Here is a 26,560-nt window from a genome sequence, read left to right as displayed (position 1 = left end):
TGCTCGATGTCAAGCGCAACTACACCCCAGTTTTCCACCGCCACCGGCACCGACGTTCGCGTCCGGTTCTGCCCCTCTCCGACGGGCACGCCCCACGTGGGCCTCATCCGTACTGCCCTCTTCAACTGGGCATACGCGAGGCACACCGGCGGCAAGCTCATCTTCCGGATCGAAGACACGGACGCCGCGAGGGATAGCGAAGAAAGCTACCAGCAGATCATCGACGCCCTCACCTGGCTGAAGCTCGACTGGGACGAGGGCGAGGGTGTCGGCGGAGACCAGGGACCATACCGCCAGTCGCAGCGCGCCGACATCTACACCGGCGTCATCGAGCGACTCAAGGAAGCCGGCCACGTCTACGAGAGCTTCTCGAATGCTGAAGAGATCGACGAGCGCAACGCTGCCGCCGGCCGGCCGAAGCAGTTCGGCTACGACAACTTCGACCGCGACCTGACCGAGGAGCAGAAGGCGGCCTTCAGGGCCGAGGGCCGTTCGCCCGCGCTGCGCCTGAAGGTACCGGACACCGACCTCAGCTTCGACGACCTCGTCCGCGGCGAGATCACCTTCCCGGCGGGGTCCTTCACCGACTTCGTCGTCGTTCGGCCCAACGGGCAGCCGCTGTACCCGTTCGTGAACCCCGTCGATGACGCGCTCATGGGCATCACCCACGTGCTCCGCGGCGAAGACCTGCTGCCCTCGACGCCGCGCCAGATCGCGCTCTACCACGCACTCATCGACATCGGGCTGACGACGTTCGTTCCGCGCTTCGGCCACCTGCCCTATGTCATGGGCGATGGCAACAAGAAGCTCTCAAAGCGTGACCCTGAGTCGAACCTGTTCCACCACAAGGACCGCGGCTTCATCCCCGAGGGACTCGTCAACTACCTCGCCCTCCTCGGCTGGGGCCTGTCGGCCGACCGTGACGTCTTCTCGCTCGACGAGATGGTCGCGGCCTTCGACGTGGTCAACGTCAACCCGAGCCCGGCCCGGTTCGACCTCAAGAAGGCCGAGTCGATCAACGGCGACCACATCCGTCTCCTTGCCGCCGATGACTTTGCGGAGCGCACGATTCCGTATCTCGTTCGTGACGGCATCCTGACCGAACCGCTCACCGAGAAGGAGCGGGCGATCCTCGCTGAGGCCGCGCCGCTCGTCCAGGAGCGCATCGCTCTGCTCGGCGAGGCGCCGGGCATGCTCGGATTCCTCTTCACGGATGCCACAGGCATCGAGTATCAGGATGACGCACTGAAGAGCCTCCCCAAGAACGCCGTCGAGGTGCTCGACGCAGCCCTTGCAGCCCTGGGCGACGTCGATGACGCCGCCTGGAAGGCGGAGAGCATCCAGGGTGCGCTTGCTGCGTCGCTCATCGACGGACTCGGGCTCAAGCCGCGAATCGCATACGGGCCGCTTCGTGTCGCGGTGTCTGGCCGCCGGGTGTCCCCGCCGCTGTTCGAGTCCATGGAGATCCTCGGAAAGGCCGACTCTCTGGCGCGCCTGGAGCGGCTGAAAGCGTTCCTCGAGTCGTGAGCGACACGTTCGACGTCGTCGTGATCGGGGGAGGGCCGGCCGGGCTCTCCGCCGCGCTGAACCTCGTGCGGGCCAGGCAGCGGGTGCTGCTGCTCGACGGCAACCGGCCGAGAAATGCCGCGACGTTGAACTCGCACGGCTTCCTCACCCGCGACGGTGTCTCGCCGCTTGAACTGCGGAAGCTCGGTCGCGAGGAAGTGGCCGGGTACGACAATGCCGAGGTGCAATTCGGCACCGTCACCGAGGTCAGCGCCGACGACGCGGGATTCCGGGTGAAGGCCGATGGCATCCGCGGATCGGCGGATCGCGACGTGCTGGCCCGCCGGGTCCTGGTCGCGACCGGGCTCACCGAGACGCTGCCGTCGATCGGCAACATCCGTGCGTACTACGGCACTGCGCTGCACAGCTGCTACGAATGCGATGGTTTCGAGAAGGCGGGGGAGCCGCTGGCCATTGTCGGCGAGAGTGATGACCTCGCCCAGCACGCGCTGCTCGCTACGGTGTGGTCACGCGACGTCATGGTCTTCACCAACGGGGTCGGAACGGTAACGGATGCCGATGAACGCATGCTGGCGGAACGGAACATTCCCGTCGAGCGTCGTGAGGTTGCCGAGTTCGTGGGCGAGCGCGGTGTCCTCACGGGGCTGCGACTGGTCGACGGAACCGTGATCGAGCGAACCGCTGGCTTCATTCGGCCGCTGTGGCATGCGACCCACTCCTACCTGAGCGGGCCTCAGCCGCTCACCGACGACCTGGGGCTCCTTCTCGTGGACTCGGGTGGGCGGACGAGCGTTCCGGGCTTATATGCCGCTGGAGACATCACCCCGCCGGGGCCGGAGCAGCTTATCGTTGCCGCAGGTGCTGGCGCGCAGGTCTCGGCGGCCATCGTTCGCGACTCAATTTGAGAGTGGGTCGCGGTTAGGCTACAGTTGACTCTCGGCCGGGGGTAACACTTTTGGCCATTGGGGTATGGTGTAATTGGCAACACGGATGATTCTGGTTCATTTGTTCTTGGTTCGAGTCCAGGTACCCCAGCAGTAGAAAACCTTCGCTTCGGCGGGGGTTTTTTGTTTGCCGTCATTTCAGTCCGATTCGCGCTGGCCAGCGGTTGTGCGGCAATCAGCGCCCCGCGATGAGGCGGAGTGCGACCCCATGTTCTGCGCACATGGTCAGGGTCAGCGCAAAAATCGCTCCGATTCGTACACGCGAGGATGACGCACCTGTGTGCGAGCATGGATGCGTGGGCGTCCGGTATGTGAGTGATCTTGCGAGAGCCAACTGGAGCTCGCTGATCTCCGGCGCCGCGGGACTCGCATCGGCGGCATTTTTCGTGAGCACTCGTGGCGGCAACGATGAGCTCGAGGCGTCGACGGTGCTGATCGCGGCTTACCTCGCGGCATGGCCGGCTTTCGTCGCGATTTATCTCGTGTGGACGCATGTTGTCTATGCCCAACGCGGCCCCCGCGCTCTGGCCGTGGTGGCACGACAGGAGTCCCGGTCCCTGCGACGCGTATGGGTGCGAATCTTCGGCTACGGCGGTGCGTCAAACTGGGCACTCCTGGGCGCTCTGGTCGCCGTTGCGCTGACGATCGTCGTCGCACAGAACCCGGCGTTCCAGGGCGATTGGGTCTTCATTCTGCTCGGACTGCTCACGGTGGCTAGTTCGTGGGCTCTCATGGTGTACTCCTTTGCGCTGGAGTACCTGCGTCTGGCATCGGTGAAAGACGAGGACGGGGCCCTCATCGAGGTGAACGTCGACGGCGATCCGCAGTTCACCGACTACCTGACACTAGCCATTCTTCTTTCCACCATGGCAGCGACGGTATCAGCGAACATCCGCTCGCGACGCGCATGGACGCTCGTCCGAGTGAACGTCCTCTTCGCTTTCACCTTCAACACCGTGATTGTCGCGATGATGGTGTCATTGCTGTTCGGCGGTGCTCTCGGCTAATTCCCCGCGCTCGCGAGACGAAAGGTCCACCGGCTCACCGCGATGGGTGGAGAATCGCCGCTCGTGGGTCACCCTATCCAGAGTCGTCACGGATCCGGTGGCCTGAACGGTGTCACCGATCTTGAATTCGTTCATTTGCTTTTCCTTACTTCCTCGGGTGGGCGAGGCGCTCGTTATTTTGGGGATTGATACCCTCCCGTGGCGACCTATCCGCTGACAGCGGAGAGCAGCAGTGGGACAGTCATGGCAGTAGCGTTGTTCACCGCGTGAACCATGACACCGGGCCAGACGGATTGCATTTTACGGAAGAGCAGCGCGGTGACGATGCTGACGACGAATGCGCCGCGGAGGGTGAGAAGGGTTTCTCCGCGGGCGGCTTCGGAGACACGGAAGAAGCAGACGAGGGCTCTGCGTGCTCGCCCGGTTCTCACTTGCCAGACCCGACCATGCGGGCGGCCTGGTCGGGGTCCTGCTCACTGCGTTGTATCGCTTTTCCGAGGAATCGGTATCCGAGGATGCTGGCGATCAGCACCGCCACCGCTCCGAACCGGACCACTGTCCCCGTCGAACTGTCGGGATCCGGCCAGAGCCCGAGAATACTCCGCACAACCTCCGGGAACGCGGCCACATCGGTAAAGCTGTTGATGAGGCTTCCAAGCGCGACAATCCAAGCGACGATTATCACGGCCAAGGTCACAGTTCTGGTGACTCGCATTTTTTTTGCTCCTTACGATTGGGTTCTACGTCACTCCGAGGGGCTCACTCGTGAAGCCACGACCATGTCGTTTGCTCTCGGTGTTAGACGGTCATATTCAAAACCGTGTTCCAACCACCGAGTCAAGAGGCACCTGTTCGTGGCTGATCGACTCGCAATTGGGTTGACCTCGTTCTGGGAACACAATTTCCCGTGTGAGTAGCCGTCGTAACCCGCACGTAGCGATCGCGCCAGCGCGTCATTCAATATGCAGGCCTCGCAAATGTCGCTTGCGCCGGCTTCGTCTCAATCTCCGGCGAGAAACCGATCGCTGGCGTCTCTTAGCCGGGCTTGTGCGATCAGATCGTACGAAATGGGCGGGGTGCGGGCCTCGGTGCCATGGACGAAGTACCGCCCGGTCACCCCGTTCAGTCCGGCGGTGGTAGCCAGGTGCAGCGTTGCCGACGCACCCTGTGCCGGGGTGAGCATGGACCGTCGGATCACGCCCTCAAGCGGACGGAGCACGGCGGGTATGAGGTCATCGATGATCCCGGTCGCCACGATTCCGGGATGTAGCGCGTTCAGGGTGACACCGTCTGCCGCAACGGCGCGGGCGAGGTCGTATCCGGCCATCACCGTGAGCAGCTTCGCCCGCGCATACGCCTCGAACGGCACGAAACCCGGCTCGGGGTTGAGCCTCGTGAGGTCGCCCAGGTCGCTGGTGTCGAGCGTCGCTGGTCGAGGTTTGCCGAGCAGCTTCTGGAAGGACCGGCTGACTGGCATACGTCAAAGGGGCGAACCTTTCCACAACGACCGTGGGTCACAAGGTTGGCTGCGGTATCAACCGATCAGTCAACGGCGTGGTCAACGGTCCTACTTACGGTTCGTCGCGATCCGGGGCCTATATTAAGTTCCGTGGCGGTCGGAGTATTGCATGGTGAAGCGAAGTGAGCCATCAGCGATCCCTGAGTGTGCGAACCGTGACTACGGCGGTGCCGCTTAGAGCAGTGGGACGTGTTTCCCGCGTAACCGGCCTCGTCATTGGCATCGGCTGGACCCTTCTCCTCCCTCTCGGCGCCATAGGCGCAGGCGCAGAGCCGGTCGAACTGGTCCAGTGTTCCACGGTCGCATGGTTACTTCCCGGAGTACTCCTTGCTGCGCGCGCCCCACTGATCGGTGTCAGCATCGACGGATCGACTTTGAAGGTTGTGAGCTGGTGGCGCACCTACCAGATTGAATGCGATCTGATCGAAGAGATCCTCGTCTGCTACTACTCGGGATATCTGAACAATTGGGCAGACGAGGATATTTTGGGAAGGCATGTCAAGATGCTCGGCGTCGAAAGCGGGGATCGAGAGCGCTACTTTCCAGCGACCGCGATGACGAACGCCGCGGCGAAAACGGTGCTACCCGAGATCGCACGCGCTGTCGGTGTTCCCTTATCGCATGAGAATTAGCTCACTTTCGAGAGCCCGCATGGTGGTTCCGTTGTATCCCGCTAGCGGCATCCCGGGCGGCCGTCTGCTGAACCGTCGGTGGGTTCAGGTTGGATTAGCGCAAGCAGCTATGAGCTCTAGTCTTCTAGACAGGTCCTTTGAAGTCTCGATAAACCCTGGCGGCGAGAGGGGCATTCATGACGATCGCTGTCATCTTTCTCTGAACAGAAGCTTCCTTGGGACCGATTGTTCAGGTCGAGACGACTGTCTCGGAAAGGCAGGGTTAAGGAGCGACACGACGGTCCGGTAGCCGGTAGTCCAAGGAGGCTCGAACAGTTGGGGCGTCCTCGTCGCCCACGCGCGGTTTACGAGGCATGTGGCCCGGGTTTGCTGATTGCTCGCGAGATCTTGGGGCCAGCGGCGTGTTGACGGTGAGCGCATCTCACATGGTGATCGTCTGTCTCACGGGTGAGAATGGAACACATGACTGAAGAACCGGATCGGGAGCTCGACGCGCTGATCGGGGCGATACCGGAGGGCTGGACCCGTGTTCAGATCGCTGGTCAAGGCTGGGGGATCACGCGCACTACGCGTGCGGGCGGCAGGACGATCTCCTTCGACGCCGAACACCTTGGCAACAACGAGTATCTCGGCGCGAACGTGTGGAATACGTCTGAGGGCTCGGTTCTCAGGCCGTGTGAGGTGCCCGAGGAAAAGGTCATGCAGATTCTGCGTGACGCCGCGGCAACGTTTGAGGCATGAGTAAGCGCGGGCCCGTCTGAGGGAATAGGTGCATGCCGAGGGCATCACGGGAAGATCGCCTGCCGCGGCTTCGTATCAATCGCCGGCGAGAAACCGATCGCTGGCGTCTCTTAGCCGGGCTTGTGCGATCAGGTCATACGAAATGGTCGGGGTGCGGGCCTCGGCGCCATGGACGAAGTACCGCCCGGTCACCCCATTCAGTCCAGCGGTGGTAGCCAGGTGCAGCGTTGCAGCCGCACCCTTTGCCGGGGTGAGCATGGACCGTCGGATCACGCCCTCAAGCGGACGGAGCACGGCAGGAATGAGGTCATCGATGATCTCGGTCGCCACGATTCCGGGGTGTAGCGCGTTCAGGGTGACACCGTCTGCCGCAACGGCGCGGGCGAGGTCGTATCCGGCCATCACCGTGAGCAGCTTCGCCCGTGCATACGCTTTGAACGGCACGAAACCTGTCTCGGGGTTGAGCCTCGTGAGGTCGCCCAGGTCACTGGTGTCGAGCGTCGCTGGTCGAGGTTTGCCGAGCAGCTTCACCTGTCGGGTGTCCCGGAGACTGTCGGATGCCACGTTGACCACTCGCGCCCGTCCCCGCCGAAGGGCGGGTAGAAGGAGTGTGGTCACACCGTAAGCGGCCAGGTAGTCCACGGCGACATGCATTTCCAGCCCATCGGGGGAGACGCGGCGCTCGCGGAAATGGGCACCGGCGTTGTTCACCAGGAGATGGATGGAGGTGTGCTGCGCAAGGATGGCGCGACCGGCACCGATTATTCCGTCTCGCTTGGACAGATCGCCGATGACGACCTCGAAGCCGCCGGGGCCATTTTCACTTCGGATCTGCGAAGCGAGGGAATCGGCAGTCTGCGGGTTCCTGGCAATGGCGATCACAAGAGCGCCGGCCCGGGCCAGCTCGAGGGCGATGACCTGCCCCATGCCCCCGGTTGCCCCCGTAACCACCGCGACCTTCCCCTCGAGCTCGTAAGGGGCCGTCATCGGTGGATCCTCGGGTATTGACGAACAAACCGGGCCACCTCTGCCTCGTGAATCAGGAATGCTGCGAGGTCTGCTCGGCCGATGGCGTGCCACGGACGAATGGGAAGATTCTCGCCGACCTTATAGTTCCCGGCCGGGGGAGCGTTCTTCAGCGTCGGCGGGCGAACAATTGTCCACTCCAGCCCGGAAGTCGTGATCAGCGGTTCCATCGTCTCCTTGTCCTTGAGCTTTTCGCCCACCCCCGCCCACGCCAGAATCGAATAAAGCGACCGGTCGTGGCTCTCGAGAACACCATGAGCGCTGACCACGATCAGACGCGACACCCCCGCCTCGATCATTGCCGGCACGGCCCCATCAATCGCGTCGGTGCACACCGTGGTCGGCCCCTTGGCTGGTCCGCCGATGGTGCTGATAACTGCGTCCACACCCATCAACGCACCCGTCAGCGGACCGGGATCCGTGACGTCGGGCCACGCGAACTCCGTGAGCCCACGTGAAGGCTCGAAAGAGCGTGGCGTGCGCGTGAGGGCGACCACGTCGTGGCCGGAACGAAGACCAGCGGTAACGACGTGGCGACCCGTGGCGCCTGTCGCCCCGAGAACCGCCACTCTCAGCTTTTGTGAGACATTATGCGTCATAGGACAAAGCTTGATGGGGTATCGGCTACAAGTCAAGCTGTCTCATAGACTTAAGGCATGAAGAAGGAAACGGACCCGAGATTCCAGCGGAGCAGGGAAGCGATCCTGGACGCAGCGCGACACTTGCTTGTAACTGCGGGGCCAAGCGCGGTGACCCACGCGCGGATCGCCGAACACGCGGGAATCGGACGCGCGACGGTCTATCGGCACTGGCCCACCAGCGCTGAGCTGCTCGCGGAGGCGATGACCACCGTTCCGATGCCCTTCTTCGATAGTCCCAAGATTCCCACCAGGGAGTGGCTCCGCGTGGAACTCGTCTCGCTGGCCCGTCAACTCGATCACCATGATGTGCGCGTCGTCGCCGCGACGCTTGCCAGCACCGCACTCTGGGACGACGGCATGGACGCCCGTCGAAGCCGATTCGCCCAAACGCTATCCAAACGTCTGGCGGCGTGCCTCGTCGATGCACAGAACCGCGGCGAGATCGTCCTTCTCTCCGATCCGTTGCTCGCAGCCGCCCAGGTTATCGGCCCCATTTACTACCGCAGCACCATCGAACACAAAGCCACGGACGACGACATGATTGACGCCTCGATCGCCGGCCTGGGTGAGTGGCAGTAGAACCGGCCGGGCGCCGCTGCAGTGGCAGCTCTTGGAACCTCGTGAGGCGCCTAAGCTCGAGGTCATCGGTGGGTCAAGAGGGCGAGAAAGGGGAACGGAGTGGCGAGCTGATGGTAGTGCGCAGTGCGGGCATCCTGCTGTATCGGCTGACGGACGCAAGTGAGCCGCAGGTGTGGATCGCCCACATGGGCGGACCGTTCTGGGAGGGCAGGCAGACGGCGGCCTGGTCCATTCCGAAGGGGGAGTACGAGCCGGACGAGGATCCCTTTGCAGCCGCACGGCGCGAGTTCACGGAGGAGATCGGTGCGCCGGCACCTGACGCGCGGTACACCAGCCTGGGGGAATTCCGGCAGCCATCGGGCAAGGTGGTCACCGTTTTCGCCGCTGAGACAGACTTCGCCGTCGATCGGGTGGCGAGCAATACGTTCCAGTTGGAGTGGCCCAAGGGGTCTGGGGTCGTGAAAGAGTTCCCAGAAATCGACGATGCGCGGTGGGTGGGGCTAACAGAGGCACGGGGGAAGCTGGTCAAGGGGCAGCTGCCTGTGCTGGATGTCCTCACGGAGAGGCTCCGCGCGGAGGGTCGTTTCGACGCTTAGCGGTGGTCATCAGGAGCGCACTCCCATCCACGAAATGAAAACACGTCGTCCTTCCACGGTTTCGCGGCGTCGCGGATAGAGTCGGGGCATGGCTCGAACAATCGCTACCTCAACCACCGTCGACCGCGACGAAGTCCTCGACTTCATCTGACTTCGCTGTCGACGCAACAGCGCAAAGGAACACGATGACCATCCGCGACGAAGCCCGGCGAGAACGTGAGATCGTCCATCCCACTGCACGAGTATCCTCGGGACCGCCGCTTTCGGAGACCGATCCTGAGTTCTTTGCGCTCTACCAGGATTTTGCTTTCGGCGAGACCCTCCGACACGTCGATCTGGACCGCAGGGACCGACTTATCTATCAACTCGCGGCAGCGATCGCCGTTGGCGCTGTGCGCGAGTTCCGGCTCCTTCTTGGCGCAGCGCTCGACGTTGGTGTCACAGCGATCCAGGTGAAGGAGCTGACTTATCAATCCGTCGCGTACGTCGGCATTGCGCGCGCCCTCGACGCCATTGTTGCCACTAACGAGATTTTCACCGAGCGCGGCATCCCGCTTCCCGTGGACGGTCAGGCGACGACGACTCCCGATACACGGATGGCCGCCGGGCTGGCACTGCAGAAGGAGATCTTCGGGCCAGAGGCCATCGACGGACTTTACGCCCGTTCATCACCCGACAGTCTCCACTTCCAGCAATTCCTCTCGGGGAACTGCTTCGGTGATTACTACACCCGCACCGGTTTCGACCTGAAACAGCGTGAACTCATCACGTTCGCTCTGCTCGCGGCGCTGGGCGGCGCCGACAGCCAGGTGAAGAGCCACGTGACGGCCAACTTCAACGTTGGTAACAGTCGCACCGACTTGGTTGGCGTACTCACCGCCTTGGTCGCGTACATCGGCTATCCCCGCACGCTCAACGCGCTGGCACAAATCGAGGCGGCCGCCCCGGCGCCTCGCTAACGCTGCAAAGAGAACGACGGCAAGCGAGGCGCCGTAGTGGAGGTGGCCGATGCGGCACACCGCGCCCGGGTTGCCCGTCAGGCAACAGATTTCGTGCGCGAGCCCCTGATCATGGTTCCGTTCTCACGGGCGCCGGGTGGACGAGCCTCAGGTACACGACCGTGGCGGTTATGGCGGTTCCCAGAACGACCAGCGCCATGGGCACCATGCTTTGGGGGCCGGCCAGGCCAACGAACGGCGCTGCAATGCCTCCCGCGGCGAATCTCGCGAGTCCGAGGATAGCCGCGGCGGTGCCTGCGTACTGGGGGTAGTCGACGAGTGCCAGAGTCGTCGCGGGGGGTGAAACCGTGGCCGCCCCGGCGGCGATAAGGAAGAGCGCAACAAGCGTGAGCGGAAGTGGCAGTCCAGTCAGAACGTTGGCTGTGAGGATCGCGCCACCGAGAATCATCAGCACAAGTCCGCTCACGAAGACGCGGCGTTCGCTCCAGCGCTCGGCCGCGCGTCCGGCGAGGAAACCGAATGTGGCAAATCCGGCCGCATTTGCCCCAAACACGAGGGCGAATTGCGCGGGCGACATCCCGTAGATGTTCTCGAGCACGAACGGGGAGCCAGCGAGATAGGCGAAGTAGGCAGCCGAGGTGAGCGAGCTGGAGATGGTCGCACCAACGAACAGTCGGTCCCGCAGCAGCACACCGACGTGGCCAGCCATTTGACGCATCCCGCCAGCGAGCCGTGCGTCCCTGGGAAGGGTCTCGCCGAATCCTGCTGTGACCGCTGCCGTGACGAGTACCCCCACGACCGTCAGAATGACGAAGAAACCGCGCCAGTCGATGATCGAGGCGATCAGCCCACCGATCACGGGAGCGACGATTGCTGCAAGGCCGGAAAGGACGATGATGCGACTGTAGTAGCGCGTCAGTTTGTGTCCGTGATAAATGTCCTTGCCGACGGCTTGCGCGATCACGAGGCCGACGCCTCCGGCGAGTCCCTGCACGAGTCGAAAAGCGACCAGCGCAGCAATGGACGGGCTGAGTGCGCACAACAGAGACGCGATCGTGTAGATGATCAGGCCCGCAACGAGGGGGCGTCGACGGCCATACCGGTCGGAAAGCGGACCCGCGATGATTTGCCCAAAAGCGAGGCCAAACAAGCAGGTCGTCATGGTCAGTTGCGCGGCGGAAACCGTGGTGCTGAGGTCGTCCGCAAGGCTCGGGAGAACCGGGAGGTAGAGATCCATCGACAACGGACCAAACACGGTCAAGGTTGCGAGAATCGTCGCGATCCATACCGGGGCGGACCGGAGACGGAGCAGGTAGTGCCCGCGACTTGTTGAGGGGGCGGTGTTATCCATCGGTTTCTCCATCCCGGCGCGTCCGTCCGGTGATCACTCATCTGCAGGCGGCTGGGCCAGATCAGGGACCTGAGCGGTGCCCACGCGGTCGCTGAACAGCGCGGTCGCGGTGCTGGCAAACGCTGTAACGGTCGCAAGCAGCAGGACGGCCACAGGTGCGGCAAGGAATCGAACTGGCATGACCTCAGGAAACCGTGTGATTCGTGCGCGCGGGAGTCCCCGTCTTAACGTGCCCCGACAGGGCATCCCACCCGCGATCCGTGTCGACCTAAACTTCAGTAATGGATCACCAAGCGGAGGTTCGCGACTTCCTGATGACGCGGAGGGCCCGGGTCGAGCCCGAGCAGGTCGGACTTCCGCGTGGCAGCGACCGGCGGGTACCGGGTCTGCGTCGGGGCGAGGCCGCCGCGCTGGCGGGTGTCAGTGTGGAGTACTACGCGCGCCTGGAACGCGGCGCTATTGGTGGCGCGTCTGACGCGGTACTTGACGGTCTGGCACAGGCGCTGCTGATGGATGCCGCTGAGCGGGAGCACCTGTACCGGCTCGCGCGTCAGACGGATAGAGGGGCCGCGGCCCCACGCGCAAAGGCGAAGGCCGCGAGATACTGGCGGCCATCGCCGAGCATCCAGTGGTTCCTCGACTCAATGCAATCTGCTGCCGCGCTGGTCGGGAACGGTCGGACAGATCTGCTGGCGTGGAACCCGCTCGGCGGAGCGCTGATGAACGAAATGATCTCGACTTCGACCACATCGCCGCCGAACTTTGCCAGATTCATCTTCCTCGAGCCGGTTGCCCGACGCTTTTACCCCGACTGGGAAGCCGTGGCCGGGACCAATGTCGCGCAGCTGCGCACCGAAGCTGGCCGCGACCCCCACAGCAAGGAACTCCACGACCTCGTCGGTGAGCTTTCGACCCGTAGCGACCAATTCCGGCAACTCTGGAGTCGCCACGACGTATGGCAACACGCGACGGGACTGAAAAGGATCAACCACCCCGTCGTCGGCGAACTGACCTTGCACTACAACGGCCTGGATCTTGTCGGAGATCTGCCCGCGCAACTCACTGTTCTGACAGCGGAACCCGGGTCGCACGACTTCGAGGGCCTTCAGCTCCTCGGGACCACAGTGATGCCGGTCCCGACCATGCCGGCGGCGATATAGTCGGGGCATGGCTCGAACGATCGCAACCTCAACCACCGTCGACCGCGACGAAGTCCTCGATTTCATCCGCCCCCGTCACCGGATGCTTCTCGCAACGACGCGTGCGGACGGCCGGCCCCAGATGTCTCCCGTGACCGGGGGAGTCGACGCCGAAGGCCGCATCGTGATCTCCACCTACCCGGCGCGGAGCAAGGCCCGCAATGCCGCCCGCGATCCGCACACCTCGGTCGTGGTCTTTTCAGACGACTGGGACGGCCCGTGGGTGCAGATCGACGGCGATGCCGAGGTTCTGAACATGCCTGAGGCGGCTGACGGGCTGGTGGACTACTTCCGGTGCATCGCGGGGGAGCATCCGGACTGGGATGAGTACCGCCAGGCCATGGCCGTCCAGGACAAGTCGTTGATCCGGATCACGCCCACCCGGTGGGGTCCGATTGCCACCGGCGGCTTCCCACCCGAGGTTGCTGCGCGGCTCGACGCTCAGTGACGCGCCCGCCTCACCGGTGCTTTTGAGAGCCCCGGCGCCCGTCGGTCAGAACTGCCGGGCCGCGACGTCGGGTCGATGTGATGCGGCGAGCAGCTCACGCAGGCGGTCTGCGGTGACGGGAGCTCCGCGGTCAGCGAGGAAGTCCTTGCTGAAGCCCTCCTGGTTCGCGGCGTAGATCTCCGTATACGCGCCCGACTCGGGCTCGAATCGCCAGGACTCGGCCAGGGTCCCGGCGTCGACGGTGTCGAAGCCCACCGCATGTACGACGCTCGAGACGTCCTTCTTCGCCGCGACATCGTCGCCGGCGACCGGGAGAGCTGTGCGTGGCTCCGAGTGAGCGAGAAGTGGGATGTGATGGGCAACGATGTTGTTGAACGCCTTGACGATGTGCGTGTGGGGGAGGAGTGACTGCTCGTACTCCGCCGTCGTGGTCTCAAGGGCGTCCAGCTGTGCAATACGCCCGTCTCGGTACGGATAGTAGTTCCCGGTCGAGAGAATCGTTCTGCCAGCGAGGCTGTCCACCGGCAGGTTGGAGTATGAACTCAGGGGAACGGCCAGGACGACGAGGTCTCCGAAGGTCGCAGCATCCTGAACCGTGCCGGCCCGGGCATTGGGTCCGAGTTCGTCGATAAGATCTGTCAGCGACTCTGGCCCGCGCGAGTTCGCAATCACGACCGTGAAGTCGGCCTTGACGGCGAGACGAGCGATGGCGGATCCGATCGCTCCGCTGCCGATGATTCCGATTTCTTTCATGTCGCTCTCCTTGATGTCGATCAGTCGGTGTCGTGTGGTGGTCCGCCTGGGGTGCAGCGTACTCGGAGGAGCCGTGCAACAGCCATCACGCTCCTTGGTCCTAACCAGTTGCGGCGGCCATGCATTCCACTTCCTGTTGGATGAGTCCCGACTCGCGCAACCGAAGCGGAAAGTAAGAATGTCTAGCCGTTTCCGTCGAAGTGTGACTATATTGTTTTTCGATAGATAGAAATCGATAATCGATAGGAGTCACCTTGGACCGGACAGCGATCGTCGCCCTGAAAGCGCTCATCGTCGTGATGATCGCGCTGTTGCTGGTGTGCCAGGTGTTTGTGGTTCCCGCCGTTGCAGACCAGATGGCGGAGAGGTCGCCCGAACTGCGTTACCTCGAAGGGCCGGGCATCCTCATCACAGTGGCGTTCCTCGTCTGTGTGCAGGTCGCGCTCCTCTGTGTGTGGCGACTCGTGTCTCTGGTCCGGGGCTCGAGCATCTTCAGCATCGATGCGTTCAGGTGGGTCGACATCATCCTGGTCGCCGTTGCCGTTGCGACCCTCCTCATCGCCGGATCGTTCATCACCCTCGCGTTGGCCGGTGTCGCCTCGCCGTCCGTCACCATCCTGTGTGCGCTCGGAATCGTCCTCGGTTCCGGATTTGGCTTGCTGATCGTCGTCCTGCGCGGGCTTCTGCGCAAGGCATCCCAGCTCGAGCAAGACCTGGCGGAAGTCGTCTGATGCCCATCGTGATCAACCTCGACGTGGAGCTGGCGAAAAAGAAAATGTCGGTCGCCGACTTCGCCGCCGCCATCGACATCACCCCGGCCAATGTGTCGGTTTTGAAGAACGGACGCGCGAAGGCCGTGCGTTTCTCGACTCTCGACGCCATTTGTCGCGTGCTCGAATGCCAGCCGGGCGACATCTTCGTGTGGGTTCCTGATGAAGAGGGCGGTGCGGATGCCGGTACCGGCGCCAGCACGGAAGGTGCGGACGCGTGACCACGCTGCGCACCCTGCGCCCGTGGAGCACTGTCGCTGTCAACCATCTCCTCGACGGCACGTCGTGCCCGGTCTGCGAGGTCGATGCGCTGGTGGATCGACGGTGCCGCAACTGCGGAGCTGAACTGTCAGACGACATGGCAGCCGAGCTGTGGACCGCCTCGAAGGCGGCCGCCGAGGCGCTCATGGCGCGCCAGGAAGTGCTCGAACGCGTGCTTCGCCCCGCCCCTGCCGACAGGACAGCGACAGAACCGGGGGTGCAGGCGCCCCCGCGCGTGTCAGTACCGCGTCAGCCGAGCACCGAAGCGGTCGTTCCCCCCGAACCGCGCTCGAGCGCCACGGTGCAGTCGGTGCTCGCGGTGGCCGGTGCCGGACTGTTCGCCGTCTCCGCTTTTGTCTTCACCTTCGTCAACCCCGACCTCACCGATCGCGCCCTCCGGAGCGTCATCGTCGGCCTGGTCACGATTCTCTTCCTCGGCGGAGCCTGGCTGCTTGCGCGCCGCAAGCTGCAGTTCTCGGCCGAAGCCGTCGGCGGCCTCGGGATGCTCTTCCTCGCCCTCGATATCTCCGCCTTCTCCGAACTCGCGCCGGGCGGAGCCAGCCCGTGGGTGTTCGCCGCCACCGGGACCCTGATCGGCGGCACCGTCATGGTCGTCGCGTCGGTTCGCGCGCGCATCCGCAGCTGGCTCTGGATCTCTCTCCTGGGTGTCGCACTGGTTCCCGCGATGCTGGGATACGCGGGTGGTGGAACCTCGCTGTCGGCGACGATTGGACACCTCGGAGTGGCGTTTGCAGCTCTCGCCCTGATGGGGCTGATGCCGCGGCTGGAGCGATCATTTGGCGAGCGGGTACAGCCGGAGCGCACGGCGCTCGCGATACTTCAGGTCCTCGCGGTAGCGATCGTGCTCACTCAGGTGTGGTTCGTCGGGTCCCGCTCGACCACAGCGTACTGGCTGACGATATCTGCTGTCCTGGCCGTCGTCGCCGTGCTCGCTGTCCTCACGACACGGCAGTTTGCCAGGACCTTCTGGAGTGCGACGGCCGGGGCCGCCGGTGTGGGCGCCGCCATCAGCCTCCCGCTCGCTCTTGCGCTCGCCAGCCACGGGGTCGGCGAGTGGGATCAGGCGCTGTTGCCCGCAGCGGGGGTCGCCGCGGTGCTCGTACTGAACGCGCTCACGCGAACGGTGCCTTCCCTGGGGCGGCGGTCGTTTCTGGGCGGTGCGCTCGTCGTTGCTGGTGTGAGCGTGGTGTCGCCCGTTCTGATCGCCATGCAAATCGGGACGTCCACGGTTCTCAGCTCGCTCGTCGATCCCGCCGACGCCAGGATACTGACCGTGCCGCCGGGCAGCATCATCGCTGTTGTTGTCGGCCTCGCGGCCGCGGCGGCGGGGCTTGGAGCGTTCTCGGCGATTACGGGGCGCGGTGGTGCCGCCTGGGCTGATGACACGCTGTCCGAAGCTGCCTCCGTCCGACTGGCGTCGGTCATCGGCACCCTCGCCCTCTGGATTCTCGCCCTGGCCGGGCTCACCTTCGCCTGTCTGAGTGTCTTTCCGGTGTGGGCGCGCATCGCGCTCGCCCTGGGCCTGGCGGCGACGGTGAGCCTGGCGATCGTTGCTGTGCCACGGATCAGGGATGCCGCGGTGACAACGAGGCTGCCGCTCATCGTCGGCAGCCATCTCGCTGTGCTGCTTGCCATTGTTTATTCGCGGACCGACGACAGCGCGACGGTGCTCGCGGGCATCGCGGTCGTTGTGACCATCGCCGTGCTCGGTCGAACAGTGCCGACCCGGGCGCGGTTTCTCCATGTCGGCGCAGGCTACGCATATGCGCTGGTCATCGTCGCCACTGCACTCGCCGAACAGGGCGTCGAAACCATCCCATTGCTCTGTTTGACCACATCCGTTGCCTCGATCGGCGCCATCGCCGCAACCTTCATCCGCTGGGTCACGCCGGCGGCGTGGCACGCGATCCTCGTTGTGACGAGTGTGCCGTTCCTGATCGGGATCCTGCAGGTCGTCTTTGAGCGCAGCGGCTGGACAGCGCTCTCCACCTCCCTGATCTTCCTGCTCGCGCTCACCCTCCTGGTTTCGCGTCGTCCCGGTCTCAGCGTGGTGCTCCGTGCGATCGCTGCCGGCCTGCTCGTTCCGTCGCTCGCGGTAGTGGTGGTGTGCCTCGGCGCCCAGGTGCTCCTCGGTAGCGCGTCCCCCGTGACGCTGCCGGTCATCGCCGCGATCGCGGCTACCGTCTTGCCGAGCACGAGTCTCATTGGCTCGGTTCTCGAAAAGCGTGGCATTGGGGCTCCGGATGCCACGGCGGCGCGCATCGCGATCGAAGCGTCCACCGCACTCACCGCCGTCATCGCGGTTGTACTGGCGCTCGTGCGTGATGCGGCGGGATTGCCGACCACGTTTATCGTTCTCGTGATCCTCGGATTCGGCGCAGCGGCCACGTCGGTCTGGGCGGACCGTCGCTACGGCTGGTGGGTAGCCGGGGCGGCGTTCACTGGTGCACTCTGGTGCCTGTGGGCCATCGCCGGTATCGATGTGCTCGAGCCGTACCTGCTTCCGCCGAGCCTCGCAGCCGCAACGATCGGCATGATCCTCACTGCGCGCGGTCACCGGGCCGGCCCTCTCTACACGACGGGCCTGGTCATGGCCGTCGCACCCGTCCTGGTCGTCCTGGCGGTTTCGGGCACAGGCGATCTCGCCCTGGCGCCGTGGCGGGGGTACGGCCTTGTCGCTGCGTCCTGGGTGTTGCTTGCGCTCGGCGCTGTGCTCGGGCGCGGCTCGTCAACCCGTGCGCGGTTGTTACACACCCTCCGCACGCCGACCCTGTGTGTCGCGATGGCTGCCGGGGCGGCCGGTGCGATCCAGGGCGTGAGGTTCGGACTCGGCGCTGACCCGATCATCACCGGAGGGATACCGCTCGTCCTGCTGTGTTTCGGGATCGGACTGGCGGGTGCTTTGCCTGCTGCCGCTGCTGCGCGGGCCCTTCGGTCGGCGGCCGTGGATAAATCGCTGCTGACTCACACACGTTGGCTGTATGCGCCAGCGGCGCTTTACGTCGCCGTCGCAACGTGGACCGCGATCGAGCGCGACTGGTTCACGATCTGGGCGATGTGGTCGCTCATGCTCGCTTACCTCATTACCGTTCTCGTCATCGCGTGGCGGGTGCGCACCCATGCGTCGAGCCTGCCTCCGGTCTGGTTCATCTTCGGGATCGCCTTTGTCACCTCGATTGTCGCCTGGAGCCCCCGTGATCTGCGGGTGGAGTGGTTCTCGGTGCCCCTCGGGCTTTTCCTGCTCGCCGCCGGCGCGATCATCCTGGCCGCTCGTGAGCATCCGGATGCTGATCGAAGGACCGACGCCACCGTCAACAGCTGGCCCGCAGGCTGGGGCGGTTCGTGGGCGCTCCTTTCCCCAGGCCTCGTGACGCTGCTGTCGGCATCCGTCACCGCCACCTTCACCGACCCGCAAACGTGGCGCGCCATTTTCGTGATCGTCGTCGCGCTCGTTGCCATCCTCATCGGTTCGAGTCTGAAGCTCGCGGCTCCCTTCGTGCTCGGCATCGTCGTGCTTCCGATCGAGAACGTGGTCGTCTTCCTGGTACAGATCGGCCGGGGGATCGAGTCAATGCCGTGGTGGATAACCCTTGCCGTTGTCGGCGCTGTGCTTCTCATCATTGCCGTCACCTACGAGCGTCGCGCCGGTGACGCTAACACGGTCACCGACCGGCTTCGCGACCTGGCTTAAGCCACGAACATCGGTGCCCGGGCGGCAGGGTCCTAGGGCCTTACGTTCCAGCGCGCGAAGCTGAAAGAGTGATGCCGAACGTCATCGCCGATGACGTTTTCGTGCACCTCTTCAACGACATCTGGCGAAAGGACTGCCATGACCGACTTCGAATCAGAGTCATTCATCGCTGACGCTCGGAAATACGCGAACGCGGCCACCTTCGCGGTTCAACAACTGCGTGAGGACTCCATAGAACGCCAGGCCATCCACGAGCTGCTGAACGCGGTCGACGCCCTGATCCAGGCGGTCGATCATTCGGCAGAGACCTCGTGAGCGCACGGACATAGTCGCCAGCAGTCGCACCCGCAACCGGCTCGAACATCGACCGGTTGCGGGTGTGCCTCGCGACATCTCGACGAAAAAGGCTTGATGTAAACCGCCCGATGTGATCGGCTGGGTGCCCGACGAAGGAGGCACAACGTGAGTGATCCGTCCTGGACGCAAGTCGTCAAAACTGTCGCACCGGAGCAACCGGAACTCAAGCGAGTGCTCGGGCCGGGGTTGCTGCTCCTCTTTATCGTCGGCGACATCCTCGGTACGGGGATCTACGCGCTCACCGGCCAGGTTGCCGCTGAGGTCGGTGGCGCGGCGTGGCTGCCTTTCCTCCTCGCGTTCGCGGTGGCCACTGTCACCGCGTTCTCGTATCTGGAACTCGTGACGAAGTTCCCGCAGGCTGCCGGTGCTGCGCTGTACACACACAAGGCATTCGGCATCCACTTCTTCACCTTCATCGTGTGCTTCATCGTGATGAGTTCGGGTATCACCTCGGCCTCGACGGCGTCCCGTGCGTTCGCGGCCAACCTCGCTGTCGCCTTCAACCTCCCCGACGAGACCGTGATGACCATGTTCATCGCGCTCGGGTTCATCCTGCTGATCATGGTGGTCAATCTTCGCGGTGTTACCGAAAGCGTCTGGCTCAACGTTCTCCTGACCCTTGTCGAGTTGTCTGGTCTGCTCCTCGTCATTCTCATCGGCATGTGGGCGATTGCGGGCGGCAACGCCGACTGGTCGCAAGTTGTCGCCTTCGACACTCCCGAAGACAAGAACGTGGTGCTCGCGGTCAGCACGGCGACGTCACTGGCATTCTTCGCGATGGTTGGGTTCGAAGACTCGGTGAATATGGCAGAGGAGACGAAAGATCCGAGCCGCATCTTCCCCAAGATGATGCTGGGCGGACTCGGCATCGCGGCGGTGATCTACGTGCTTGTGTCGATCACCGTTGTTGCCCTCGTACCCATCGGAGACCTCGTCGGCAGCGAGACACCGCTCGTGACGGCGGTCGAGGCCGCAGCTCCCGGCTTCCCGATCAACGCCCTGCTGCCATTCATCTCGATGTTCGCGGTCGCCAACACCGCCCTCATCAACATGATGATGGCGAGCCGGTTGCTCTACGGCATGAGCAGACAGAATGTTCTGCCGCCCTTCCTGGCAAAAGTGGCGCCGAAACGCCGCACTCCGTGGGCGGCGATCCTCTTCACGAGCGTGCTCGCGGCTGGCCTCATCGTCTACGTTTCGCTCGATGCCGAGGGCTCCATCGTCGCTCTTCTGGGTGGCACTACCTCGCTCCTCCTGCTCACCGTGTTCGCGGTCGTCAACGTCACGGTCCTGGTACTCCGGCGACAGCCCGTCGAGCACAAGACCTTCCGTACCCCTGTGGTTCTGCCGGTCATCGGTGCGATCACGTGCCTCTACCTGGTGCTTCCGTGGACCTCTGGCCGACCTGGCGGGCAGTACGGGATCGCCCTCGCGCTCCTCGGCATCGGTGTTGTGCTGTGGGTGGTCGAGCGGATCTACACCGCCAGGAAACGCAGCCGCCAGTGAGGTAGCGGGGGAGTCGGCGAGACACCGACGCCTCCGAGACGCTTCCGAGCCCGAGGATCGCGGCCTGCTGGTAGGTTGTGCGCCATGCCGGTCTCCTTCGAATGCACCACGGAGTCGGTGCTGTCCGTTGACCGTCTCTTCGATCTCTCCCGCGACATCACAGCTCACACCGCCTCACTGTCGAGGTCACGGGAGACAGCCGTCGGCGGTGTGACGGACGGGCTCATCGGCCTCACCGAGGAGGTGACGTGGCGCGCCTGGCATTTCGGGCTGCCGCTTCGCATGACGAGTCGAATCACCGCGATGAGCGCACCGCACTCGTTCACCGACGAGCAGGTTCGCGGCCCGTTCCGGTACTTCCGGCACGAGCACCTGTTCAGCCCGCACGGAACGGGCTCGGTCATGGTTGACCGGGTCTCGTTCGCCGCGCCGCTTGGGGTCCTTGGCCGCCTGGCCGAAAGGCCCGTGCTCGCCAGGTATATGCGAAGGCTGATCGAGCAGCGCAACGCGTTTCTCGCGGCCATCGACCACTAGCGCCGGTCGGGCCCGAGCTGTCTGCCGATTTCGCGCCGGTCGGATGCCGTCGCCTCGCTCGGTCAATAACGGTCACGAATGCCGTGATTGCGTCGCCATTTCTGGCCGAGCAACGGGGGCGGCGAGAGCGTCCAGCCGTTTCTGACTGAGCAAGAGGCGGGATCAGAGCACGGCGCGGGGGCGAGTGCGTCCAGCCGTTTCGTCGGTTAACGGCTCAGGGCGCCCCGGCAGTGTCTGCCGGGGTGCCCTGAGGCTGGAGTGGAGAGTTACTCGTCGAGCTCGCTGAGGTCGACCTGCTCCTCGTCGGGCGCCCGGCCGAGGAGGCAGAGGCCCGCATACGGCTCGAGGCGAACGGTGAAGCTCTGGAGGTCGTCGACGTTACCGATCTCCTCCCGCGTCTGTGCGTCGTACACAACGTGACGCGGAGTGAAGGCCTCGGACCGCACGGTGCCCTCGATCGTCTCGCCGGTGAAGTTGAGCACTGTCACCTGGAGAGGCGCATCTTCGAGTGTCGCGTCGCCACCGTCGAGACGGTGGACCATAACGAGCATTCCGGGGTGGGCCACGTCGGGAATGTCGAGCTGGGTGCCGACGTCGATTCCGAGCGATGACCGGACGGAGAGGATTTGCGACACCTGGCTGGCGAAGGAATTCTCGTCCTCGAGCTGTGTCGGCAGTGAGCCGTACAGCGAACGGCCGCGCGGCATCCCCGAGCTCGATGCCGTGGCATCCGGCTCGACGTCCATGAGGTCGTGTGCACCGCGGTGCACCCAGCGGGTGTCACCCTCGGCGATGAGGTCCTTGACCTCGCTCGACGGCAGGGGGAGCATTCCCAGGAGGTCCCACGCGGAGAGCGCGAAGACGCCGGGCTGCCATGCGTTGAACATGACGAGGACCAGGTGCGCACGCCTGATGTCATCGATGTGGTCATCGGTGATCGAGTCGAGCGTGGGCAGGCCCTGTGCCGCAGCGATGACGGATGCCGTGGTGCAGGCGATTCCGTTGGTCGTGAAGACGAGGTTGTAGTCGGCAGCCTCACCGGTGAGCTTCTCCAGGAGATCGGCCCTGATGGTCTCTGCGAGCTGCGCGCCCGTCATCTCTTCATCGCGGAACGGGTACAGGTCAGCGCGGTGCAGGGTTGCCCAGTGGACAAGCTCGTAGGTCAGCTCGTCGTGGTTCTGCATGGCGTGGACAAGGCTGACCGGCTCAACACCGGTGGACAGCGAGGTCCGGAGGGTCAGTCGGAGGAACTCGGTGTCGCCCATCGCCAGAGCGTGCTGGTAGGCAGGCCTGTTGATGAAGTCATACGACAGGTCAGCGCCAACCCGACCGGTGTCGCGGATGTCTTCCATCGTGAGGTTGAGCTCCTGGAAGGAGAACCCGCCGACCTTGCGGACCATGCTCGCGATCACGTGGTTGGCCGCTTCGGAGAGCGGGTGCCCCTCGGACCAGGCGGGGGAGCCCTCAGCGCTTTTCTCCACACCGAGGAACCCGTTGGCGTCAAGGCGGAGTGCACTCGAACCCAGGTCGCCGAGCGAGTGCAGCGCGTCGCCGATCACGAGGCGCATTCCGGCGAATGTTGGGTCGAGCCAGTTGATCGACGGCTGACCCTGCTTGAAGTAGTGCAGGTACACCCAGCGGCGGGTCCGGCCGTCCGGGCCGAGCACAGGAGCGGTGACGCTCCAGTTCGTCTCCTTGGTGCCCGGGGAGTAGAAAATAACCCGCTGCAGCTGGCCGATGATGTAGCCGAGCTCGGCAAGCCGGGCTTCTGTTGCCGGGTCGAGGTTCACTGAATCGCGGTGGTCGGGTACCTCGGGAAGTTCGTGCCAGTCTTCCTCCGGGATCTCGATCATGTGGTAGATCCCGGGGTAGTCCTTGTAACCCATTTCGGCGAGGCGGAAGTCCGCGCCCTTGCCGGTGTGCCCAGGAACGATGTCGTCGATGACGCTTCCACCGTGGTGCTCAGCGACGTCGGAGAGCTGCCTGAACTCGTCGTCCGAGCCGAAGGCTGGGTCGATCTGCGTGCTGATCCTGTCGAAGTGGCCGTCGACGCTTGCCGTCGATGTCCAACCGGTGATTCCGCCGGCCTGCTTCACCGGGCCGGTGTGGACCGCTGTGATGCCGATTTTCTCGAAGGCATCCCACAGGGCGTCATCCCCGAGCGCAGCAAGGTAGGACTGGTGTCCGGTGATGAGTGAAATCGGGTAAGCGGTGAACCAGACGGATGCCGTCTGAATCGCTCGGCGCGCGTCGGGACGTGCGTAGGGGTTCCGCCACATGCTGGGCTGGCCGGACAGGCCTCGCCCGAGCACCTCGGCGTCACGGAGCATGGACTGGCGAATCAGCCACTCAACGTACGACGGGTTCGATGCGTCGGCGGAGCGGGGGTCAGAGAATGAGCGGCGAATGCTGCTGGTCCTCATGTTGGACCGTGGACGGAGCCGTTGAGGGCGAGCCGGGTAGCGATCCTCGTCGTAGGTGATCTCGATCGGCTCGATCTCTGGTTCGTCTGTCATCGTTGCGTGCTCCTCTAGCCCTGTGCGTGCGGAGCGGCGCTCGACCGTTCCGCTATGCACGAGTATGCCCCGCATTCAGAGCTGAGTGGTAACGCGCGGGGCACTGTGGCGTGGCGAACCGCTGTGGTGTATGGAGCGCCGTCGTGGCGGCGAATCGTCAGATGTCCAGCGTGTCGCCAGGGGCAAGGGGGAAGAACGCCCCTCCGTTTTGCGTGGTCGCCCACTCGATCCGTGCGTTGGCCATTTCCTTGCCCGCTTTCGCGAGCACCATCTCGTGGGCAGGGAACGTTCGACGTGGCTTCACCGCGAGAACAAAATCCATCACCTCGCCGATCTTCAGCCACGGCGCACCGGCGGGAACCGCCATCACGTCGACATCAACGCCCTCGGGGATCGTGTACGAATCACCGGCGTAGTAAACGCTGTTGTTGATGAGCACTCCCACGTTGTCGATGATCGGAATCGAAGAATGAATCTCGTTGTGTTTGGACCCGAAGAACTCGAGCGCGAACGGCCCAACCTCGACCCTGTCGCCCTCTTTCACCACGTGGACGTCGAATCCTGACGCCGCACTGGCAAAACCGGCAGGACCGAAGATCTGGACATCGGGGCTCTTGGAGCGGATCCGCTCCAGCTGCTCCGGCGTCCAGTGGTCCGCGTGTTCGTGGGTGACGACGATGGCATCCGCCTGCGCACCGTCCGTAATCGGCGTCGTGAATGACCCGGGATCGACAAACAGCTTCCTCCCTGACTCTTCGAGAACGAGGGCGGCGTGTTCCAGCTTTGTCAGTTTCATACCCAGAGCTAATACCGTCTCAGCCCTCCGGGGCAAGAGTCCGGCTGAGCTTGAAATATTCTCTGCGATGCATACAATTGCGCGCCGAAGCGCTCGTTCCCCGCTCAATTTGAAAGTGTGTGATTCGTGTGCCATACTCGAACACGTTGTTTCCGGCCCCATCGTTTAGCGGCCTAGGACACCGCCCTCTCACGGCGGCAGCACGGGTTCAAATCCCGTTGGGGTCACAACTCACCAAACCCTCGTAACAGGTAACTGTTGCGGGGGTTTTGTGTTTAACCGCTCGAACTGATGAACGGATGATTTTTCGAACGGATCGCCCACCACCGGGCATCCGTCGCAGGATCTTCATCCCAATGTTGCGACTGTGTAAATCCATCGTGCTGAAGAGGACATTGCCTCACCTCCTGCATCGTCCTGTGCTAGTAAAGGATCACACCAAACACTGCGGCGCTGCAGACACCCGTCTGCGCTGTCGTGTCCGCACATTCACAGAAGGGGAGACGGATATGGCATCCGCATCCACCAACGGCAAGCGAATCGCGACAGCCACAGCAGCATTCGCTGTCACTGCCCTCGCAATCTCCGGTTGCGCAGGAACCTCAGGCAACAACTCATCGGGCTCAGGGGGAGACGCCATCACCGTCGGTACGACCGACAAGGTGACCACCCTCGACCCGGCAGGCTCATACGACAACGGGTCGTTCGCCGTCATGAACCAGGTGTTCCCGTTCCTCATGAACACCCCGTACGGCAGCCCGGATGTCGAGCCGGACATCGCGGAGTCCGCGGAGTTCACGTCGCCGACCCAGTACACGGTGACGCTGAAGGAGGGACTCACCTGGGCGAACGGCAACGAACTCACGTCATCCGACGTCAAGTTCTCGTTCGACCGTCAGCTCGCCATCGCCGATGACAACGGTCCGTCGTCGCTTCTCTACAACCTCGACAGCGTCGAGACCCCTGACGAGCTCACCGCCGTGTTCAACCTCAAGCAGGAGAACGACCAGGTCTTCGCGCAGATCCTGTCGAGCCCCGCAGGGCCGATCGTCGACGAAGAGGTGTTCGCCGCTGACGCGCTGACACCAGACGACGAGATCGTGGACGGTGAGGCGTTTGCCGGCCAGTACACGATCGCGAGCTACGACTTCAACAACCTGATCTCATACAAGGCGAACCCCGACTACCAGGGTCTCCTCGGCGACGCAGAGACAGAGACCGTCAACGTCAAGTACTACGCGGAGTCCTCGAACCTCAAACTGGCCGTCCAGGAGGGTGACATCGACGTGGCGTTCCGCAGCCTCAGCGCAACGGACACCGCAGACCTCGAGGGCAACGACGACGTCACGGTCCACCAGGGACCCGGTGGTGAGATCCGCTACATCGTCTTCAACTTCAACACGCAGCCGTTCGGCGCAACGACCGCTGAGGCTGACCCGGCAAAGGCACTCGCTGTTCGCCAGGCCGTTGCTGACCTCATCGACCGCGAGGAGATCGCGGAAGAGGTCTACAAGGGCACGTACACGCCCCTGTACTCGTTCATGCCGGAGGGCCTGACGGGCGCGACGACGATCCTCAAGGATCTCTACGGCGACGGCAACGGAGCTCCCTCTGAGGAGAAGGCCACCGAGCGGCTCGAAGCTGTCGGCATTACAACGCCGGTCGAACTGAACCTGCAGTACTCGAACGACCACTACGGACCGTCGTCCGGTGACGAGTACGCGCTGATCAAGTCTCAGCTCGAGGCGTCAGGCCTGTTCACGGTCAACCTGCAGACCACCGAGTGGGTGCAGTACTCGGAGGACCGCACGACCGATGTGTACCCGGCGTACCAGCTCGGCTGGTTCCCGGACTACTCCGACGGTGACAACTACCTGACGCCGTTCTTCCTCCAGGAGAACTTCCTCGCCAACCACTACGACAACCAGGAAGTCAACGACCTGATCCTCTCGTCGGCGACGACTGTCGACCCGGACGAGCGCTCGGCGATCTTCGAGCAGATCCAGGCCAAGGTAGGCGCTGACCTGTCAACGGTTCCCTACCTTCAGGGCGCCCAGGTGGCCGTATCCGGTTCTGACGTCGACGGAGTCACGCTCGACGCGTCGTTCAAGTTCCGCTACGCACCACTGAGCAAGTAACACACCGCCGAGGTCTTCTTCGGCACACACTGCAGGGCGACCGGTTCC

At 63.8% G+C, this 26,560-nt stretch carries 27 protein-coding genes and 2 tRNA genes; 19 read left to right on the top strand and 10 right to left on the bottom strand.

Annotated features, from left to right (window positions below; genetic code table 11):
• The first annotated feature begins 6 nt into the window (after window positions 1-6).
• From gltX to C3E77_RS09310, 4 genes are all read left to right on the top strand, one after another.
• Window positions 7-1,527 (top strand): glutamate--tRNA ligase, encoded by a 1,521-nt coding sequence (gene gltX / locus C3E77_RS09325; protein WP_108391385.1) that lies wholly within the window; start codon window positions 7-9, stop codon window positions 1,525-1,527.
• Window positions 1,524-2,432, top strand: coding sequence for an NAD(P)/FAD-dependent oxidoreductase (locus C3E77_RS09320; RefSeq protein WP_108391384.1), 909 nt, complete (start codon window positions 1,524-1,526; stop codon window positions 2,430-2,432). Before gltX ends, C3E77_RS09320 begins: the two co-directional genes overlap by 4 nt.
• A gap of 58 nt (window positions 2,433-2,490) precedes the next feature.
• Window positions 2,491-2,562: transfer RNA gene (locus C3E77_RS09315), tRNA-Gln, on the top strand.
• A gap of 220 nt (window positions 2,563-2,782) precedes the next feature.
• Complete coding sequence (locus C3E77_RS09310) at window positions 2,783-3,478, top strand: DUF1345 domain-containing protein (RefSeq protein WP_162924967.1); 696 nt, start codon at window positions 2,783-2,785, stop codon at window positions 3,476-3,478.
• 206 nt (window positions 3,479-3,684) lie between these two features.
• Here C3E77_RS09310 and C3E77_RS09305 read toward each other — a convergent pair whose 3' ends face one another.
• The 3 genes from C3E77_RS09305 to C3E77_RS09295 all read right to left on the bottom strand — a co-directional run bounded on the left by C3E77_RS09305 (window position 3,685) and on the right by C3E77_RS09295 (window position 4,955).
• Entirely contained in the window at window positions 3,685-3,909 is a 225-nt protein-coding gene (locus tag C3E77_RS09305; protein ID WP_108391382.1) for a CPBP family glutamic-type intramembrane protease, read from the bottom strand.
• Window positions 3,906-4,169: a hypothetical protein gene (locus C3E77_RS09300; RefSeq protein WP_234031171.1), complete on the bottom strand. Its 264-nt coding sequence runs from the start codon at window positions 4,167-4,169 to the stop codon at window positions 3,906-3,908. The genes C3E77_RS09305 and C3E77_RS09300 overlap by 4 nt, the downstream gene beginning before the upstream one ends.
• 309 nt (window positions 4,170-4,478) lie before the next feature.
• Window positions 4,479-4,955 (bottom strand): Rossmann-fold NAD(P)-binding domain-containing protein, encoded by a 477-nt coding sequence (locus C3E77_RS09295; protein WP_108391380.1) that lies wholly within the window; start codon window positions 4,953-4,955, stop codon window positions 4,479-4,481.
• Between the two features lie 197 nt (window positions 4,956-5,152).
• Between C3E77_RS09295 and C3E77_RS09290 the strand changes: the two genes are divergently transcribed.
• Together C3E77_RS09290 and C3E77_RS09285 are read left to right on the top strand one after the other, a co-directional pair.
• A complete protein-coding gene (locus C3E77_RS09290; protein ID WP_162924966.1) occupies window positions 5,153-5,629 on the top strand; it encodes a hypothetical protein in 477 nt (158 codons plus the stop codon).
• 462 nt (window positions 5,630-6,091) lie between these two features.
• Complete coding sequence (locus C3E77_RS09285) at window positions 6,092-6,370, top strand: peptide methionine sulfoxide reductase (protein WP_108391378.1); 279 nt, start codon at window positions 6,092-6,094, stop codon at window positions 6,368-6,370.
• A 75-nt stretch (window positions 6,371-6,445) separates the two neighbouring features.
• Here the strand turns inward: C3E77_RS09285 and C3E77_RS09280 are convergent, their stop codons facing one another.
• Both C3E77_RS09280 and C3E77_RS09275 read right to left on the bottom strand, forming a co-directional pair.
• On the bottom strand, window positions 6,446-7,357 hold the full coding sequence (locus C3E77_RS09280) for an SDR family NAD(P)-dependent oxidoreductase (RefSeq protein ID WP_108391377.1): 912 nt from the start codon (window positions 7,355-7,357) through the stop codon (window positions 6,446-6,448).
• Window positions 7,354-7,995 (bottom strand): NAD(P)-dependent oxidoreductase, encoded by a 642-nt coding sequence (locus tag C3E77_RS09275; RefSeq protein WP_108391376.1) that lies wholly within the window; start codon window positions 7,993-7,995, stop codon window positions 7,354-7,356. Before C3E77_RS09275 ends, C3E77_RS09280 begins: the two co-directional genes overlap by 4 nt.
• A gap of 57 nt (window positions 7,996-8,052) precedes the next feature.
• Between C3E77_RS09275 and C3E77_RS09270 the strand changes: the two genes are divergently transcribed.
• The 3 genes from C3E77_RS09270 (at window position 8,053) to C3E77_RS09260 (ending at window position 10,171) form a co-directional block, all read left to right on the top strand.
• Window positions 8,053-8,616, top strand: coding sequence for a TetR/AcrR family transcriptional regulator (locus C3E77_RS09270; protein WP_108391375.1), 564 nt, complete (start codon window positions 8,053-8,055; stop codon window positions 8,614-8,616).
• Between the two features lie 110 nt (window positions 8,617-8,726).
• Window positions 8,727-9,212 carry an NUDIX hydrolase gene (locus C3E77_RS09265; protein WP_108393220.1) on the top strand — a complete coding sequence of 162 codons (486 nt, stop codon included), beginning with the start codon at window positions 8,727-8,729 and terminating at the stop codon, window positions 9,210-9,212.
• 185 nt (window positions 9,213-9,397) lie between these two features.
• On the top strand, window positions 9,398-10,171 hold the full coding sequence (locus tag C3E77_RS09260; protein ID WP_108391374.1) for a carboxymuconolactone decarboxylase family protein: 774 nt from the start codon (window positions 9,398-9,400) through the stop codon (window positions 10,169-10,171).
• Window positions 10,172-10,280: 109 nt separating this feature from the next.
• Here C3E77_RS09260 and C3E77_RS09255 read toward each other — a convergent pair whose 3' ends face one another.
• A complete protein-coding gene (locus tag C3E77_RS09255) occupies window positions 10,281-11,522 on the bottom strand; it encodes a multidrug effflux MFS transporter (RefSeq protein WP_108391373.1) in 1,242 nt (413 codons plus the stop codon).
• A gap of 33 nt (window positions 11,523-11,555) precedes the next feature.
• Window positions 11,556-11,702 (bottom strand): hypothetical protein, encoded by a 147-nt coding sequence (locus tag C3E77_RS15420; protein WP_162924965.1) that lies wholly within the window; start codon window positions 11,700-11,702, stop codon window positions 11,556-11,558.
• A 101-nt stretch (window positions 11,703-11,803) separates the two neighbouring features.
• Here C3E77_RS15420 and C3E77_RS09250 point away from each other — a divergent pair, with 101 nt between their 5' ends.
• Together C3E77_RS09250 and C3E77_RS09245 are read left to right on the top strand one after the other, a co-directional pair.
• A complete protein-coding gene (locus C3E77_RS09250) occupies window positions 11,804-12,682 on the top strand; it encodes a helix-turn-helix transcriptional regulator (RefSeq protein ID WP_108391372.1) in 879 nt (292 codons plus the stop codon).
• A 7-nt stretch (window positions 12,683-12,689) separates the two neighbouring features.
• Window positions 12,690-13,169, top strand: a complete 480-nt coding sequence (locus C3E77_RS09245) for a PPOX class F420-dependent oxidoreductase (protein WP_108391371.1) — start codon at window positions 12,690-12,692, stop codon at window positions 13,167-13,169.
• A gap of 45 nt (window positions 13,170-13,214) precedes the next feature.
• Here C3E77_RS09245 and C3E77_RS09240 read toward each other — a convergent pair whose 3' ends face one another.
• Complete coding sequence (locus C3E77_RS09240) at window positions 13,215-13,943, bottom strand: NADPH-dependent F420 reductase (protein ID WP_418288077.1); 729 nt, start codon at window positions 13,941-13,943, stop codon at window positions 13,215-13,217.
• Window positions 13,944-14,176: 233 nt separating this feature from the next.
• Between C3E77_RS09240 and C3E77_RS09235 the strand changes: the two genes are divergently transcribed.
• The 6 genes from C3E77_RS09235 (at window position 14,177) to C3E77_RS09215 (ending at window position 21,062) form a co-directional block, all read left to right on the top strand.
• The gene (locus tag C3E77_RS09235; protein WP_108391369.1) at window positions 14,177-14,653 is read left to right on the top strand and encodes a DUF2975 domain-containing protein; all 477 of its coding nucleotides are present in this window, start codon (window positions 14,177-14,179) and stop codon (window positions 14,651-14,653) included.
• Window positions 14,653-14,913: a helix-turn-helix domain-containing protein gene (locus C3E77_RS09230; RefSeq protein ID WP_108391368.1), complete on the top strand. Its 261-nt coding sequence runs from the start codon at window positions 14,653-14,655 to the stop codon at window positions 14,911-14,913. The genes C3E77_RS09235 and C3E77_RS09230 overlap by 1 nt, the downstream gene beginning before the upstream one ends.
• Window positions 14,910-18,665 carry an SCO7613 C-terminal domain-containing membrane protein gene (locus tag C3E77_RS09225; protein WP_108391367.1) on the top strand — a complete coding sequence of 1,252 codons (3,756 nt, stop codon included), beginning with the start codon at window positions 14,910-14,912 and terminating at the stop codon, window positions 18,663-18,665. Before C3E77_RS09230 ends, C3E77_RS09225 begins: the two co-directional genes overlap by 4 nt.
• Before the next feature lie 138 nt (window positions 18,666-18,803).
• The gene (locus tag C3E77_RS15415) at window positions 18,804-18,980 is read left to right on the top strand and encodes a hypothetical protein (RefSeq protein WP_162924964.1); all 177 of its coding nucleotides are present in this window, start codon (window positions 18,804-18,806) and stop codon (window positions 18,978-18,980) included.
• Window positions 18,981-19,127: 147 nt separating this feature from the next.
• Window positions 19,128-20,528: an APC family permease gene (locus C3E77_RS09220; RefSeq protein WP_108391366.1), complete on the top strand. Its 1,401-nt coding sequence runs from the start codon at window positions 19,128-19,130 to the stop codon at window positions 20,526-20,528.
• 84 nt (window positions 20,529-20,612) lie between these two features.
• On the top strand, window positions 20,613-21,062 hold the full coding sequence (locus C3E77_RS09215; RefSeq protein ID WP_108391365.1) for an SRPBCC family protein: 450 nt from the start codon (window positions 20,613-20,615) through the stop codon (window positions 21,060-21,062).
• 266 nt (window positions 21,063-21,328) lie between these two features.
• Here the strand turns inward: C3E77_RS09215 and treS are convergent, their stop codons facing one another.
• Window positions 21,329-23,578: a maltose alpha-D-glucosyltransferase gene (gene treS / locus C3E77_RS09210; RefSeq protein WP_108391364.1), complete on the bottom strand. Its 2,250-nt coding sequence runs from the start codon at window positions 23,576-23,578 to the stop codon at window positions 21,329-21,331.
• 157 nt (window positions 23,579-23,735) lie between these two features.
• Window positions 23,736-24,374 (bottom strand): MBL fold metallo-hydrolase, encoded by a 639-nt coding sequence (locus C3E77_RS09205; protein WP_108391363.1) that lies wholly within the window; start codon window positions 24,372-24,374, stop codon window positions 23,736-23,738.
• 154 nt (window positions 24,375-24,528) lie between these two features.
• Here C3E77_RS09205 and C3E77_RS09200 point away from each other — a divergent pair.
• Both C3E77_RS09200 and C3E77_RS09195 read left to right on the top strand, forming a co-directional pair.
• A tRNA-Glu gene (locus tag C3E77_RS09200) sits at window positions 24,529-24,601 on the top strand.
• A 282-nt stretch (window positions 24,602-24,883) separates the two neighbouring features.
• Window positions 24,884-26,512, top strand: a complete 1,629-nt coding sequence (locus tag C3E77_RS09195; RefSeq protein WP_108391362.1) for an ABC transporter substrate-binding protein — start codon at window positions 24,884-24,886, stop codon at window positions 26,510-26,512.
• Window positions 26,513-26,560: the final 48 nt, after the last annotated feature.

This window comes from Mycetocola zhujimingii (assembly GCF_003065425.1).
GTDB classification, from domain to species: Bacteria; Actinomycetota; Actinomycetes; order Actinomycetales; family Microbacteriaceae; genus Mycetocola_A; species Mycetocola_A zhujimingii.
This window is presented reverse-complemented; position numbering and strand designations above follow the sequence as displayed.